At 71.1% G+C, this 14,074-nt stretch carries 12 protein-coding genes; 4 read left to right on the top strand and 8 right to left on the bottom strand.

Going from position 1 to position 14,074, the window contains the following annotated elements; translation table 11 throughout:
- Positions 1 to 5: 5 nt before the first annotated feature.
- Together efeB and efeU are read right to left on the bottom strand one after the other, a co-directional pair.
- Positions 6 to 1,277, bottom strand: coding sequence for an iron uptake transporter deferrochelatase/peroxidase subunit (gene efeB, locus AB0M63_RS39195; RefSeq protein ID WP_366022722.1), 1,272 nt, complete (start codon positions 1,275 to 1,277; stop codon positions 6 to 8).
- A 44-nt stretch (positions 1,278 to 1,321) separates the two neighbouring features.
- Entirely contained in the window at positions 1,322 to 3,349 is a 2,028-nt protein-coding gene (gene efeU, locus AB0M63_RS39190) for an iron uptake transporter permease EfeU (protein ID WP_366022721.1), read from the bottom strand.
- A 193-nt stretch (positions 3,350 to 3,542) separates the two neighbouring features.
- Between efeU and AB0M63_RS39185 the strand changes: the two genes are divergently transcribed.
- Genes AB0M63_RS39185 through AB0M63_RS39175 form a run of 3 tightly spaced genes read left to right on the top strand, consistent with a single transcriptional unit; the run spans position 3,543 to position 5,511 of the window.
- Complete coding sequence (locus AB0M63_RS39185) at positions 3,543 to 4,211, top strand: DedA family protein (RefSeq protein WP_366022720.1); 669 nt, start codon at positions 3,543 to 3,545, stop codon at positions 4,209 to 4,211.
- The gene (locus tag AB0M63_RS39180) at positions 4,211 to 4,813 is read left to right on the top strand and encodes a phosphatase PAP2 family protein (protein ID WP_366022867.1); all 603 of its coding nucleotides are present in this window, start codon (positions 4,211 to 4,213) and stop codon (positions 4,811 to 4,813) included. The genes AB0M63_RS39185 and AB0M63_RS39180 overlap by 1 nt, the downstream gene beginning before the upstream one ends.
- Entirely contained in the window at positions 4,810 to 5,511 is a 702-nt protein-coding gene (locus AB0M63_RS39175; RefSeq protein ID WP_366022719.1) for a phosphatase PAP2 family protein, read from the top strand. Before AB0M63_RS39180 ends, AB0M63_RS39175 begins: the two co-directional genes overlap by 4 nt.
- Here the strand turns inward: AB0M63_RS39175 and AB0M63_RS39170 are convergent.
- The 6 genes from AB0M63_RS39170 to AB0M63_RS39145 all read right to left on the bottom strand — a co-directional run bounded on the left by AB0M63_RS39170 (position 5,453) and on the right by AB0M63_RS39145 (position 13,570).
- Positions 5,453 to 7,615 (bottom strand): alpha-galactosidase, encoded by a 2,163-nt coding sequence (locus AB0M63_RS39170; RefSeq protein WP_366022718.1) that lies wholly within the window; start codon positions 7,613 to 7,615, stop codon positions 5,453 to 5,455. The two genes, AB0M63_RS39175 and AB0M63_RS39170, sit on opposite strands and share 59 nt — an antisense overlap.
- Before the next feature lie 52 nt (positions 7,616 to 7,667).
- A complete protein-coding gene (gene prcB, locus AB0M63_RS39165) occupies positions 7,668 to 8,522 on the bottom strand; it encodes a proteasome subunit beta (protein ID WP_355913935.1) in 855 nt (284 codons plus the stop codon).
- Between the two features lie 73 nt (positions 8,523 to 8,595).
- Entirely contained in the window at positions 8,596 to 9,543 is a 948-nt protein-coding gene (locus AB0M63_RS39160) for a lysylphosphatidylglycerol synthase domain-containing protein (protein ID WP_366022717.1), read from the bottom strand.
- The gene (locus AB0M63_RS39155; protein WP_366022716.1) at positions 9,540 to 11,093 is read right to left on the bottom strand and encodes a hypothetical protein; all 1,554 of its coding nucleotides are present in this window, start codon (positions 11,091 to 11,093) and stop codon (positions 9,540 to 9,542) included. Before AB0M63_RS39155 ends, AB0M63_RS39160 begins: the two co-directional genes overlap by 4 nt.
- 144 nt (positions 11,094 to 11,237) lie before the next feature.
- Complete coding sequence (locus AB0M63_RS39150; protein ID WP_366022715.1) at positions 11,238 to 12,644, bottom strand: HupE/UreJ family protein; 1,407 nt, start codon at positions 12,642 to 12,644, stop codon at positions 11,238 to 11,240.
- Entirely contained in the window at positions 12,641 to 13,570 is a 930-nt protein-coding gene (locus tag AB0M63_RS39145) for a DUF3500 domain-containing protein (protein ID WP_366022714.1), read from the bottom strand. Before AB0M63_RS39145 ends, AB0M63_RS39150 begins: the two co-directional genes overlap by 4 nt.
- Between AB0M63_RS39145 and AB0M63_RS39140 the strand changes: the two genes are divergently transcribed.
- Positions 13,539 to 13,823, top strand: a complete 285-nt coding sequence (locus AB0M63_RS39140) for a hypothetical protein (RefSeq protein ID WP_366022713.1) — start codon at positions 13,539 to 13,541, stop codon at positions 13,821 to 13,823. The two genes, AB0M63_RS39145 and AB0M63_RS39140, sit on opposite strands and share 32 nt — an antisense overlap.
- The last annotated feature ends 251 nt before the right edge of the window (positions 13,824 to 14,074 follow it).

The raw sequence follows: 14,074 nt of genomic DNA, 5'->3' as shown, positions 1-14,074 counted from the left end.
CCTGGTCAGGTGGCCAGGAGACCCCGCCCGAGCCAGTCCTTGGCGTCCTTCGCCCCGGGCAGCGCATAGAAGTAGCCGCCACCCGTCGGGGAGATGTAGTCGACAAGAGGCTCGTCGATCAGCCGGGTCTGGGTCGCCTCGAACTGCCGCTTCACGTCCTGCTGGTAGCAGCAGAAGACCAGGCCCATGTCGAGGTTGCCGACGTCGTCGATGCCCCGGTCGTAGTTGAAGCCGCGGCGCAGGATGCGCGAGGTGTCGGTGGCGGCGGTGCGCGGGTTGGCGAGGCGGATATGGGCGTCGAGCGGGATCGCCGCGCCCTTGGGGTCCTTGGCGTAGTGCGGGATGTCCGTCTCCTTGGCGCCGTCCAGCGGGGCGCCGGTGTCCTTGCGCCGGCCGAACATCAACTCCTGCTCGCTCAGCGAGACCCGGTCCCAGAACTCGACGAGCATGCGGATGATCCGGATCACCTGGTAGCTGCCACCGCTCGCCCAGGCCGGCTCGCCCTGTCCGTCGCCGACCCAGATCAGCCGGTCGGTCTCCCGGGTGGACTTCACGTCCGGGTTGGCTATGCCGTCCTTGAAGCCGAGCAGATTGCGCTGGGCGCCGGTGGGGCGCGGGGTGTTCTGGAAGCCGTCGATACGCCACTTGATCTGCATGCCGCCGCGAGTGTGCCGGGCGATGTCGCGCAGCGCGTGCAGCACCGTGTCCTGACGGGCGCCGCACACCTGGAGCGAGAGGTCTCCGTGGCACTCGGCGGCGCGCAGGTTGTCGTTCGGGAACCTCCTCATGGGCGTCAGCCGGCGCGGCTTGGCCTTGGCGAGGCCGTAGCGGTCGTCGAAGAGGGACGCGCCCACGCCGACGGTGACCGTGAGGGCGTCGGCGGGGACGTCCGGTCCGAGGATGCCGTTGTCGGCGGGCGGCGCGCCGACGCCGAGGTCGGTGGGGGTGCCGCCGGAGGTGAGGAAGCGGGCCCGTTCGGTGATCGTGCGCAACAGGTCGGCGAGTTCGGCGCGGTTGTCGGCGATGACGTCGAGGGAGACGAAGGTCGCGGCGGCCGGCGCGGGGGTGAGGATGCCCGCCTGGTGGGTGCCGTGGAAGGGCACCCGGGCGGCGTTCGCGGTGTCCGCGGCCTGCGCCTGGGCCGTGCCGCCGGTCTCGGCGAGCGCGAACGCCCCACCGGCCAGCACCGCCCCGGCGGCCCCGGCGCCGAGCGCCGTCCGGACGAAGGAGCGGCGGCCGGCTCCGGCCGGACAGCCCGGGGTTTCGGCAGACGGCATCGGGCAGTTCCCTTCACTTTCACTACGGCTGTTCTCGGTACGCATCAGGCGGACTTCCTGATCTCCAGCAGGTCCGGCACCGGTGCCAGGTCCTCCAGCAACTGCCCGGTGGCGCCGTCGAGTCGGGCCCGGGTGGTCTGGTCGAGCCGATCGACGGGGGTCCAACTGCCGTTCCGGTGCGCCGAGTCGAGCAACTTCTGCAACCGGGCGATGTCGGCGTCGACGGCGGGGAGCAGTTTCGGGGACTCCTTGGTGAGCAACGGCTTGAGTACGGAGAGCAGTTCACGGGTGCCCGCGAGGTTGCTGTCGACGGTGGCGAGGTTGGTGCCGCTGCCCTCGTCGGTGTCGCCGGTCAGCTCGAACTGGAGGGCGTTCTCCAGGATTTCGTGGGCCCGCAGCGGCAGGTCGCCGGGGTCGAAGTCCTGGGTGGGGAACGCCTTCCGCAGTCCTACGACCGCTGCGGTCAACCGCTGGGCGGGCGCCTTGAGTTCGCTCGCCGACTGTCCGTGCCACAGGCCGTACTCGATGCGGTGGAAGCCCGCGAAGTCCTTGTTCCCGACTCCCCCGGACAGCCCGTCGGCCCGGCCGTTGATCTTCTGGTCGAAGTCCTCGAAGGTGCCGTAGGCCGCACCGAGGGAGGAGTACGTGCGGTGTGCGGTCAGCCAGTCGGTGCGCGCCTTGGCGAGATGGTCGCCGGTGATGTCGGCGTCGAGCTGCCGGGTCTGGGTCTCCAGGGTGGCCAGGCCCTGGTCGACGTAGACCTTGTAGGCCTTGAGCGGTGCGGCGAGGTCGTTCTCGGAGACGGGGACGACCGCCTGCGCCGCTCCTCCCCCGCCGCTGACGCGGACCGTGGCGGAGGTGACGGCCTTCGCGCCGGTGGGCACGCAGCGCCAGGCGTAGGAGCCGCCCGCGACGGTGGCGACCAGATCGCGGGTGGTGCCGGGGGCCAGGCCCTCGACCTCGCCGTAGACCGCGTTGGTGGCCGGGTCGATGAGGTAGACCTCGGCGGTCTTGTCGCCGGTGTTGTGCATCTGGAAGGTCTGCCGCCCGGTGTCGGGCGCGGTGAAGCCCTTGCCGCACTCCGTCTCGGAGACGGCCACCGTCTCGGAGTCCGCGGGCTTGGGGCGGGCGAAGGCGACGACGAGACCGGCGATGACCGCGGGCACGGCGACCACCGCGACGGGGAGCACCCAGACGGGGCGGCGGCGCGGGGCCGGGGCGACTTCGCGCACCTCGGCGGGCGCGGGCGTCTTGACTCGCTCGCCGCGCACTCCCCGTACGAACAGGGGCATGACCACGGCGAGATAGCCGACGTAGCCCACCACCTGGAGCCACGTCATCGTGGGCATCAGGTTGAACACGCCCTGGAGGAGGGTGCTGTACCAGGAGCCGGCGTCGACGCTGCCGCTGAGGTCGAAGGCGTAGGTGGTCGGACCGGGCAGGACGCCGCCTTCCTGGAGGTCGCGCAGGCCGTAGCCGAGGACTCCGGCGGCGATGACGACGAGGACGACGCCGGTGGCGGTGAAGAACTTCGTCAGGTTGATCCTGAGGACCCGGCGGTACAGGCCCCAGCACAGGCCCGCCGCGAGGACCAGCCCGATCGCGGCGCCCGTCAGGGGGCCGGAGGACTCACCGGCCGCGCGGGCGGTGGTCCACAGGAACAGGGCCGTCTCCAGGCCTTCGCGGCCCACCGCGAGGAAGGAGGTGAGCATCAGCATTCCGGCGCCCATGGTGAGCGCGCCGGTGACCTTCTCCCTGATCTCGCCGGAGAAGGTGCGGGCCGAGCGGCGCATCCAGAACACCATCGCGGTGACGAACGCGACGGCGATCACGCTGAGGACGCCGCCGAACGTTTCCTGTGCCGTGGCGGAGAGGTTCGCCGCGGTGAAGGTGAGTACCGCGCCGAAGCTCATGGCGAGGGCGATCGCGGCCAGCACGCCCGTCCACACCTGCGGCAGGCGGGACCTGGCGTCGGCGCGGACGAGGGTGGCGACGAGGATGGAGACGATGAGTCCCGCTTCCAGCCCCTCCCTCAGCCCGATCAGAAAGCTCGGAAACGCGTCGTCCCACATCGGGTGCGACCCCTCCTGGTTAGTGAAGGCATGCCTTACTTCGCGGACCATCATGACTACATGCGTGTAGTCAGCCGGTCATGAATCGGTAATGGCCGGGCAAAAGTGCGGAACTCGCCGTACGCCGCAATCGTCTACAGTTGGGTAAACCGTCTACAGATTTGTAGTCATACCGGCGAAGGGGCTCGCGACGATGACCACACCCTTGGACCTGGCGTCCCAGCTCGCCGTCAATGTGCTGGACGCCAAGTCGCTGCTCGCCGCCTTCGGTGTGCTGGGCGTCGGCGTGGTGATGTTCGCCGAGACGGGACTGCTGATCGGGTTCTTCCTGCCCGGCGACTCGCTGCTGTTCACGGCGGGTCTGCTGTGCACCGGCGGCGCCGACAGAGCCGTGAAGCTGTCGCTGCCGCCCCTGCTGATCGCGGCGGCGGTGGGCGCGCTCGCCGGAGCCCAGTGCGGCTATCTGCTCGGCCGGAAGGCGGGCGGTGCCCTGCTCGCCCGCAGCCGCTCGGCCCGGCTGCGCGAAGGCGCCCGCCGCGCCGAGGAGTCGCTGGAGCGGTACGGCTATGCGAAGGCGGTCGTGCTGGCCCGCTTCGTGCCGGTGGTGCGGACGGTCCTGAACCCGATGGCGGGCGCCCTCGGAGTGCCGCTCCGCACGTTCACCGTGTGGCAGGTGGCCGGCGGCCTGGTGTGGAGCCTGGGACTGACGCTCGCCGGGTACGCGCTGGGTTCCTCGATCCCGAACGTCGACAAGTACCTGCTGCCGATGGTCGCCCTCATCGTGATCGTGTCGCTGCTCCCCCTCGCCGCCGAGGTGTACCGCTCCCGCAGGGCCGCCCGAGCCGGGGAGGCGCGCGGATGATCCTTGTCGCCTTCCAGGGTTCGTCGATCGACGGCGAGGCCTACACGGACGTGGTCGACTCCGCCCGGCACGCGCCCGGTTGGCTGGACGGCGTGGTCTCGGCCTGGTCGACGTACGGGCTCGTGGTGTTCGCCGTGCTGATGCTCGTGGGCTGGTGGCGGGCGCGCCGGGTCGGTGCCGAGGCGGCGGTGACGGCGCTGGCCGTGCCGGTGGTCGTGGTGGCCGCCTACGGCATCGACTCCCTGCTCAAGTCGGCGGTGCGGGAGATCCGCCCCTGCCGGAGCCTGCGGGTGACCACACTGGAGGCGTGTCCGGCGCCGGGTGACTGGTCCTTCCCCAGCAACCACGCGACGATCGCCGCGGCTGCCGCGATCGCCCTGTTCTTCGTCTCCCGCCGCCTCGGCGCCGCGGCGGCCCTGGCCGCGCTCGCGATGGCGGTGTCCCGGGTCTGGGTCGGCGTCCACTATCCGCACGACGTCGTGGCCGGCATGGCGGTCGGCGCGCTCCTCGCACTGGGTGCGATGGCGCTGCTGAAGCGGTGGCCCGAGCCTCTGGTACGGCGGCTCACGGCCACCCGGCTGCGACCCCTGCTGGTGTCATGAACCGCAAGGACGTCACCGAGCTCGCGGGCAGCGTGGGCCTGGGCGCCTGGGTCGCGTTCGGTGTGCTGAGCATGGTCGTGATCGGGCACGAGGGCGCTCCCCTGTTCACGGACGAGGACGCGCTGTCCTGGTCCCTCGCGCACCGCCCGGACGTGGCGGTGGCGCTGGCCCGGGGTCTCACCGCGACCGGCACCGGCATCGTCCCGTACGCGCTCGTCATTCTCGCCGGCGTCTTCACCGGCAGCACCGCACGCGGACGGGTGCTCGCCGCGACCCTGGCCACGGCCTGCCTGGCATCCGGCCAGGGCCTGCGCTACGGCGTGATGACCCTGATCTCGCGTCCCCGCCCGGAGCAGGTCGACTGGGCCACCCACGCCTCGGGCTGGGCCTTCCCCTCAGGCCACACCACCACGGCGGCGCTCACCGCCGGACTGGTGATCGTCGCGATACGCGTGCGCGCCCCGCACGGGAGCACGCCGCTCTGCCTGGCCGTCGGTTGCTGGGGTGCGCTGGTCGGGCTGACCCGCGTGTATCTGGGCGTGCACTGGTTCACCGATGTGCTCGGTGGCTGGCTGTTCGCGGTCGGCTGGCTCGGCGTGTGCCTGTGCGCGGCGGCCTGGTGGCTGCCGCTGCGACGGGTCACGGACGGGGCCGCACCTCCGCGAGAGGAGCATGTGCCCCGGGGGCCTGTGGTGTAGCGCTCAACCGGACGAGTACGGCGGTGTCGGCCCGAGGCAGCGAGATCGTCAACCGGCCCTCGGCCGCGTCCCATTCCGCGCCGGCGTCGCCGGTCGCCGGATACAGCACCGTGGGGTGGACCTGAGCGCCACGCAGATGGGGCACGGCCAGTGAGCGGTAGGTGTCGGCGGGGCCGTCGTCGCCCGACTCCCGCCGCCAGACCGTCACATACGTGGAGCGCGCACCTCGCAGCCCCTGCGCGATCCACCCGTCCTCCCAGCCCGGAAGGCCCAGTGGCCAGAAGGGGTGCGCGGTGGCGATCTCCGGCCGGACGTCCTTGTAGACGGAGACCGCCGAGCGGACGAGGTCGAACTGCTCCTCGGTCATGCGGTTGAGGAAGCCGGAGAGGTGGACCCGGCCGAGGAGCGCGCCGGTGAGGGTGAAGGCGATCTCGTCGAGGCTCTGGTCCGGTTGCGGGTACGCCCATACGGCGGCCTGCTCCGGCGTCACGGCGGTGGCGGCCGCGGCGGCGATGGGTGGGTAGAGCAGCGGGTCCTGCTGGTCGCTGGTGGACTGGAGCTGGGCCACGGCCAGTTGGGCGTAGTCCATGCGCAGTCCGCCCGATCCGCAGTTCTCCAGGACCAGTCGGGGATGACGGTCGAGGAGACCGTGCAACCAGTCGAGGTGGGCGCGGTGGTGCCCGAGCAGTCCGGCGCCCGCGCTCTCGGCGCCGTTCTCGGTGCCGGGGCCGATGTTGATGTTGTAGTCGAGCTTCAGATAGCCGATGCCCCACTCGCCGACCAGCCGGTCCACGACCTCGTCGAGGTGGGCGCGGGCGGCCGGGTGGCGCAGGTCCAGTTGGTGCCGTCCGTGTTCCGTGACGCGCAGTCCGCCGCGCCGGAAGAACGCCTCGGGCGGCAGCGTGTGGGCCAGCTCGCTGCGGACGCCCACGACTTCGGGTTCCAGCCAGAGGCCCGGGGTCATGCCGTGCTTGGTGATGGCGTCCAGAACTTCCTGCAGGCCGCCCGGGAAACGGCTGGCGGCGGCCTCCCACGCGCCGACGGAGTCCCACCAGCCCTGGGAGTCGTCGTCGTACCAGCCCGCGTCGATGACGAAGACCTCCGCGCCCGCTGCCGCCGCCGCGTCGACGAGGGGCAGGAGCCGTTCGGTGGTGGGGTCGCCCATCAGGGTGTTCATGTAGTCGTTGTAGATCACCGGGAGGGCGCGGTGGTCGGAGTGTTCGCGGCGGATGGTGCGGCGGTGGTTCGTGAGGGTCGCGAAGGCCGCGTCCAGTCCGCCGGTCTCCGCGCGGACGAGCACCGCGGGGACGGTGTGGAAGTCCTGGCCGGGGGCGAGGGTGTGCTGCCACTGGTGGTGGGCGTCGTCGGGTCCGAACAGGGCGACGTAGACCGTGCCTTGGCGCTCGCCGGTCTCGAAGCGCCAGCCTGCGCTGGACTCGATCTGCCAGAGCCAGGCCCCGCCGTCGCGGTCGGTGAGTGCGGCCATCGGGAGGTGCCGGGCGGTGGACCAACTCCCCTGTGAATGCAGCGAGAAGCAGCCGCGCCCGTCGGGGCCGGGCCCGGACCGGCTCAACGCGACGAGCTGGTCGCGGAGTTCGGCCTGCCGCCAGCGGCATTCGGCGAGCCAGTCGTTGTCCGCCCAGTGCAGGGTCAGTCCGTCGAGGCCGCCCTCGGCGTCCGCGATGCCCCCGAGGGTCAGGGTCGTCACGCTCTCCAACCGCAGTGGATCCGCGCCCTCGTTGACCAGTCGTACCCGCGCCCGCAGGAAGCTCGCGCCGGTCTCCGTCTCCAGGAGGACCTCGGCGGCCAGCCCCGTCACCGGGTCCGCCAGCCGGATCGTCGTACGCTCGCCGCGTCCGTCCGGGGCGGTCTCGTGGTCGCGGTAGGCCAGTCGGTCGCCGATGGCCGTCGCGATGAAGCGCTCCCCCGACCATGTGCGCCCGTGCCCCGTGGCGGTCACCTCGACGAGCGGCACCAGACAGGCCCAGTCCTGGCCGGGCGCGCCCAGCCGGACCGCTCCGGCGGCATCGACGACGGCGTGCAGCCCGAGCCCCGGGTGCGACCAGATACGGGACTGCTCGACTGCTCCTACGACACTGGTCAACGCGGTGTTCCCCTCTGAGCCGGACCCTTTCCCATGCGGCGCAGCCCGCCGCTCAGGGCGCCACGGTCGGCCCGTCCGGCTGGCGTTGGCGTTGCGCGACCATCTCGCGGGTCAGTGCCTCGGTCTCCGGCTCGGGCAGCCGCTCGAAACCGTCCTCGGTGATGACCGACACGATGGGGAAGATACGGCGGTTGATGTCCGGTCCGCCGGTGGCCGAGTCGTCGTCGGCCGCGTCGTACAAGGCCTGCAGCGCGGCCAGCGCCGCGTCCCGCCGGGACATGCCCCGGTGGAACAGCTTCTTCAGGGCGCCTTTGGCGTACGGCGATCCGGAACCCTCGGCGTGGAAGTCCGACTTCTCGTAGGTGCCGCCGACGACGTCGAAGGTGAAGATGCGGCCCTTGGCGCCCTCCGGGGCGGCGGGGTCGTAGCCGACGAGCAGCGGTACGACGGAGAGTCCCTGCATGGCCTGGCCGAGGTTCTGCCGGATCAGGGCGGCGAGCCGGGTGGCCTTGGCGTTGAGGGTCATCGGGATGCCCTCGATCTTCTCGAAGTGCGTCAGCTCGACCTGGTACAGCTTCACCATGTCGACGGCCAGCCCGACCGTGCCGGCGAAGGCGACCGCGGTGTAGTCGTCCGCGGGGTGCACCTTCTCCAGGTCGCGTTGCGCAATGACGTTGCCCATGGTCGCCCTGCGGTCGCCTGCGATCAGTACGCCGTCGCGGTAGGAGAGGGCCAACACCGTGGTGCCGTGCGGGAATTGGTGGTCGCCGGCGCGGACGCCGTCCGGGAAGGGGCGGCGGGTGGGCAGCAGTGCCGGCCGGTGCGCCGCCAGGAACTCGGTGAACGACGAGTTCCCGGGAGTGAAGAACTCCTCCCCCAACCGGCCGTCGGTCTCGTTCCCTGCCATGCGGCTCCCCCTCGTCCGTTGGTCGATGAGGTTGTCCTACCTGAACCGGGGCGGCGGGAAACACCGGTTGACGTCAGAGGTCCTTGCGCCGGACCAGTACACCCAGCACCAGCAGGCCGGGGATCAGCGGCAGCCACACGGTGAGCAGCCGGTAGCCGAGGACGACGGAAGCGGCGGCCGCGGCCGTGGTTCCGGAGGCGGTGAGGGCGAAGACCAAAGCGGCATCGAGGGACCCGATACCGCCCGGGGTGGGCAGCAGGGCGGCGGCGCTGCTGGCGGCGAGGTACAGCAGCGCCACCCGGGCCGGGGACAGCGGCAGTTCGACGGCCTCGGTGACACAGATCAGCACCAGGGAGTGCAGCGCGGCGAAGGCCAGCGAGCCGCCCCACAGGGCCGCCGCCCGCTGCGGCCTCGCGTGCACGGCCCGGATGTCGGTCAGCACCGTAGCGAGCGCCCGTCGGCACCGGGGCCACAGCGGGCAGTTGAGCAACACGGTCACGAGCACGAGGGCCGCGAGTACGACCCCCACCACGCCCACGGAGACGCGCGGGGCTCGGAGAACTCCCGGACAGGCCACGGCGAGCACCCCTATGAGCACGGCCCGGACGACCACGCCGGCGGTCGCCTTCACGGCGAGGGCACTGGCCGAGCGGCCGACCGGCAGCCCGCAGCGCATCAGGAAACGCAGGTTGACCGCGCCCGCGCCGAGCCCGGCGGGCAGCACATGGTTGGCGGCCGACGCGGCGAGCTGCACGGCCACCAGCCGTCCACCGGGCAGCCGTTGAGGCACCGCCCCCTGCTGAGCGACCGCCGAGGACACCCACGTCCCGAGCGCGGCCGTCCCCGCCACCAGCAACCACCCCTGATCGGCGACGGCAAGCCGCCCGGCCCCGCTCGCGAGCACAGTCCAGTGCCGCCGCGCCAGACAGACCACCGCGACCAGCACACCGAGCGTCAACACGGCCTGCCAGTACGCGTGTCGGCGGGTGGTCGTCGCCGGGAGGGTGGGCGGTGGCGTCATACGCCGGTGCCCTGCGCGGTGATGGGACCGGCCTCGGGGTACGCGTCGGCCGGCCCGCGCGCGGACGTCGCAGTGGCGGGAGACCGAGTGCTCATCGCCGTCTTCGGCGCGACGCGCAGGTCCAGTGCTCCGTAGCGGTGGGTGGGCCAGTCGCGGGCGTAGGCGGGTGGGCTGCTGTCGGTCGGTGTGACGTTGGCGACGGGCATGTGGTGGGCGGTGCGGTCGATGAGTGTTGGGGTGATGTCGGCGTTGTGGCCCAGGGTCGCGGCGGAGGCGCAGCCCGTGTAGAAGGCGATGGGGATGGCGTCCTGCCCGGTGAGCAGGCAGGGTTTGCGGACGCCGAGGCGGTGGAGTTCGGCGGCGGTGCGGGACCAGTCGCGGTGCTGGACATCGGTACGGCTCACCGTGCGTTCCAGGACGGCGAGTTGTACCGCCAGGTGTCCGGCGAGTCCCACCGCGAGCAGGGTCACCGCGACCCTTCGCCATGCTCCGGCCGGTGCGGTGACCAGGTGGACCAGTCCGTCGGCGACCGGGATCGCCACCAGCGCGTAGGCGGGCAGCAGGAAGCGCGGTGCCGCGTATCCGATCATGAACAGGTACGGGAAGGCGGCCGTCGCCACGCAGGCGAGCGGGACGAGGGTGACGGCCGTGCGCCGTGCGCGGACCGCGACGACCAGTCCGACGACGGCGAGCACGGGCAGCACCAGCCACCACACGTCGACCGCCGGGTTGGGCATCGCCCCCGTGCACGGGCGGCACAGGGCGCGTCCGCCCAGGCTGCGCAACTGGTCGACGAGCGCCAGGTGCCAGCCCAGTCCGCCCTCGATGGCCGACGCGTCGCGCAGCCGCCGCGCCAGGCCGCCGTAGCTGACGTACGCCTCGATCACCCACTCCGCGGCGCCGGACGCGAGCCCGGCGAGGAGAGTGGCGAGCAGCCGCCGACGGCGCGCGAAGAGGCAGAGGGCGAGCAGGGGCAGGGTCACCCACACCGCGTCGGTCGGCCGCATCCACGCCATCAGGGACGCGCTCGCCGCGAGGCCTAAACGGGCGGTCCGGCCGGTCCAGGCGCGCAGGAAGCAGCCCACCCCGGCGAGTGCGCCCACGGCGACCCAGTAGTTGGGCATGGCCTGCGGGCCGTAGAAGAGCGTCACCCAGAGGGAGGCGAACAGGGCGCCCGCCAGGGCCAGGACGCGGACGGGGAACAGGCCGTGCCAGGCGCGGAGCGCCAGGAACAGGGCGAGGCCGGAGAGCACGGCGAGGAAGACGCGCAGCAGGGTGGTGGACGAGGACCAGGAGGTGACGGGTGCGACGAGGAGGGAGATGCCGCGGGCCCTGGGTGCGCTGAAGAAGGCCGCGGGGGCCCGCGAGCTGAGCTGGCTGACGTACACGGTCTCGTCCCAGCCGAGGCCGAACCCGGGTCGTACGAGAAGCAGTTGGGCCACGGTGAAGGCCCCCGCCACCGCGGCGAGCGGGCGTTGCGAACGGCCGGACGCGGTCGGCGGTCCGAGCCGTCGCCTGCCGGCGGGTGTGGCGTGCGCGCTGCCGGACATGGCCACCTCTCCCCCGTACGGCGTGTGGAGCACCTGGCGCCCTCCAGCTTGCAGGACCGCGAGGCGAACACCAGGGACAACAGGGACAAAATATCGTGTGAAGGCTGCGCGAGCTCGGTTCGGTGGTCATGACTCGCTCTCTTCTCATCGCGTGCTGACGGGCGAGGCCCGTTCCCGGATCTCGGGAGCGTCGGGTTCTTTGGCCGGTTCCCGGTCTCGGAGATGCGCGACGACCGTCCACAGCAGCGAGAGCACCGCCGCACCGATCAGGACGACGAACAGTTCGGACGTGTGCGTTCCGGCGCTGTCCGCCGCGCGGGCCACCGGGTTGGACAGGCCGAGGCGGTCGAGGAGCCAGCCCAGGGCGGCGATGGCCGTCACGGTCGCGCAGGCGAGGCGGACGACGGAGCTTCTGGGCAACCGGGTGAGGAGGAGCAGGGTCGGCAGGGCGAGGAGGACCAGGAGGAGTTGCATCGCCTCGATACCCAGGTTGAAGCCGGTCAGACTGAGGGCCAGTTGGGTCGTGGAGAGGTGCATGTCGGCCAGGACGAAGGAGAACGCCAGGCCGTGCCCCAGGCCGAAGAAGCCGGCCACCACGGCCTCACGGCCCGGGAAGAGCTGACGGATCGCGTGGACCGCTCCGACCAGGATGCTGAAGGCGATGAACGCCTCCACCGGTTGGGCCGGGATGTCGAGTTTCCCGAACGCGCTCAGGGCGAGGGCGAGGGAATGGCCGACGGTGAAGGCAAGAGTCGTACGGCCGATCCGGCCGATGGCGGTTCTGGTGCCCACCGTTCCGCGCCAGCGGTGCCGGACCGCCAGGAGGGGCGCCGGCAGCAGGAGGATCAGCAGGAAGAGCAGGTGATCGGTGCCTTCGAGGATGTGGTCGGCGCCGAGCCGGAACATGGCGTACGTCCCGCTCCAGACGCTCCCCGTCTCCAGGTTGATGGTGAGCGGCGTGACCTTCATGGTGCGGGAGTCGATGCGGATGAGGCCGACCTGGGTGGCCGACTCCCCGTCCCCGCCCTCGACCTGGCCGGTGGCCCAGTCCTGACGGATCGACACCAGGACGGTGTGCGTGACGACTTGGTGGACGACGGCGTCGTAGCCGAGGTCGAAGTGGCGGGTGTCGCCTCCGGCGGGCGCGGTGAGCGTGGCCTGGACGATCAGTTCGCGGTAGGGGCCGGTGGAGGTCTGCTCCGCCCGGCTCAGCGTGATGGCGCCGAAGGCGACGGTCCATGCCTTGCCGTGGAGGGTGGTGGGGCGCAGGTGGGCGGCGAGGTAGTGGCGGATCACGGTCTTGCGCGTCGCCAACTGCTTCGCGGTGGTCCGGTCGTCGAGGTCGATACCGCTCGCGCGGGAGAAGTCGCTTACGGGCAGTTCGAGTTCGGCGGTCACCCTCGTCTCGTGCACGTCGAGCAGGAGCACCGAGTGCGGCATGGGATGCGCGGCAGCGGGCGGCGCTGCCAGAAGCAGCGCCGCCGTCACCGCCGCCGCGATCCCGGTCACCATGCGCAGTGCACGTGACAGTGAGATCGGCAGGCGGCTCATGAGAACGTGAACTCCCCTCCGTAGTCGGTGTCGTGGTCGCGGTAGACGGTGTGGTAGTGCACCTGGCTGGTGTAGACGACGCCGTCCTGAACGACGAACTCGATCCAGACGCCCGGTCCGTCGATGCGGACGTAGTCGCCCTGGGTGTCCAGGGCGGTGGTGCCGGAGTAGGAGATGTAGGTGTCGTCGAGATCCGACTCGTAGCCGCTCAGTACGGAGGCGGCGGTGTCGTCGTCGGCCACGTCGACCCACGGCTTGATGGCGGCGAGCACCAACGCCTGCTGGTCGTCGGTGAGTTCGCTGACCTGGAGGCCTTCCTTGGTCTCGGGGAAGTCGCCGTCGTCGTCCGGGCCGAGCAGCACATCGCTGAAGGACTCGGACAGTTTCGCGTCCGTCAGCTCGTCGTCGCTCAGGCTCTCCAGCATGGACAGCATCGCGTCGTGCATGCCGTCCAGGGGCGCGTAGGAGGTGCCGTCCTCGGTGAAGGAGGTGGGTTCGACTCCGACGAAGAACGGTGTGGATCCCTCGACCGCGCCGTCCTTGTAGGTGAGGTTCAGTGCGAGGTGGTGGCCGCCGAAGTGCAGTTGCCAGGTGCCGTCCGTGCTCGGGGTGCCGAGGAAGGCCAGGTAGTAGTTGCCGCTGCCGTAGCCGGACGCGGTCTCGCCCAGGTAGTCGTCGGCGGCCAGGATCTGGGTGATCTGGTCGTAGCCGGTGTCGGCGCCGGTGCCGGTCGCCGCCTCGATCACCGCCTTGGCGGCGGTCAGCTGGTCGTCGGTGAGCGAGCTGAACTCGATGCCGACGCGGCAGGTCGAGCCGCACGGGAGGTTCGACCAGGCGGTGGCGTTGGCCTCGGTGAAGTCCAGGAGGACCTCGGACTGCTGGTCGTCGTCCAGCGTGGCGATGAACGCGTCGGCGGCGGTCACCACGTCCGACACGCTCGCGCTGGAGGCGGCGGTGGAGGTCGTGGAGGTGGACGAGGTCGTGGACGTGTCCGTCTGGTTCGGCTGGTTCGAGGGGTTCGACCCGTTCGCCGGCGCGGACGCGGTGGTCGTGCCGCCGGCGGACGCGCCGCTTTCCCCTGGGGCCGCGTTCGCCGTGTACAGCGCCCCGAAGAGAAGCGCCGATCCTGCGGCAAAGGACGCGATTATCTTCCTCTTTCGCCGCGACGACCTGCGGTGAGCATTTTGATCTTGCAATTCAATACCCCTTCTTCACAGCCACCCGAAAAGAGGCTTTCAGGAAGCTCCCAGGGATTTCCTGGACAAGCTGCATTCGATCGCCGGGCACTGTGATAGGAGCCTGAGAAGACTTTGATTTCCTCGTGATTTTCTGTCAACGCGCCCGTGAACAAGGATGTTTGATGGGCAGTCAGGGATCTACGGAAGGAAGAACTCCAGGTCGGCGGAGTACCGGTTGCCGCCTCGATATTT

The sequence above is a fragment of the Streptomyces sp. NPDC051576 genome (genome assembly GCF_040681835.1).
Classification (GTDB): domain Bacteria; phylum Actinomycetota; class Actinomycetes; order Streptomycetales; family Streptomycetaceae; genus Streptomyces.
Note: the sequence above shows the minus strand (reverse complement) of the source record. Positions and strands in the feature narration are given on the sequence as shown.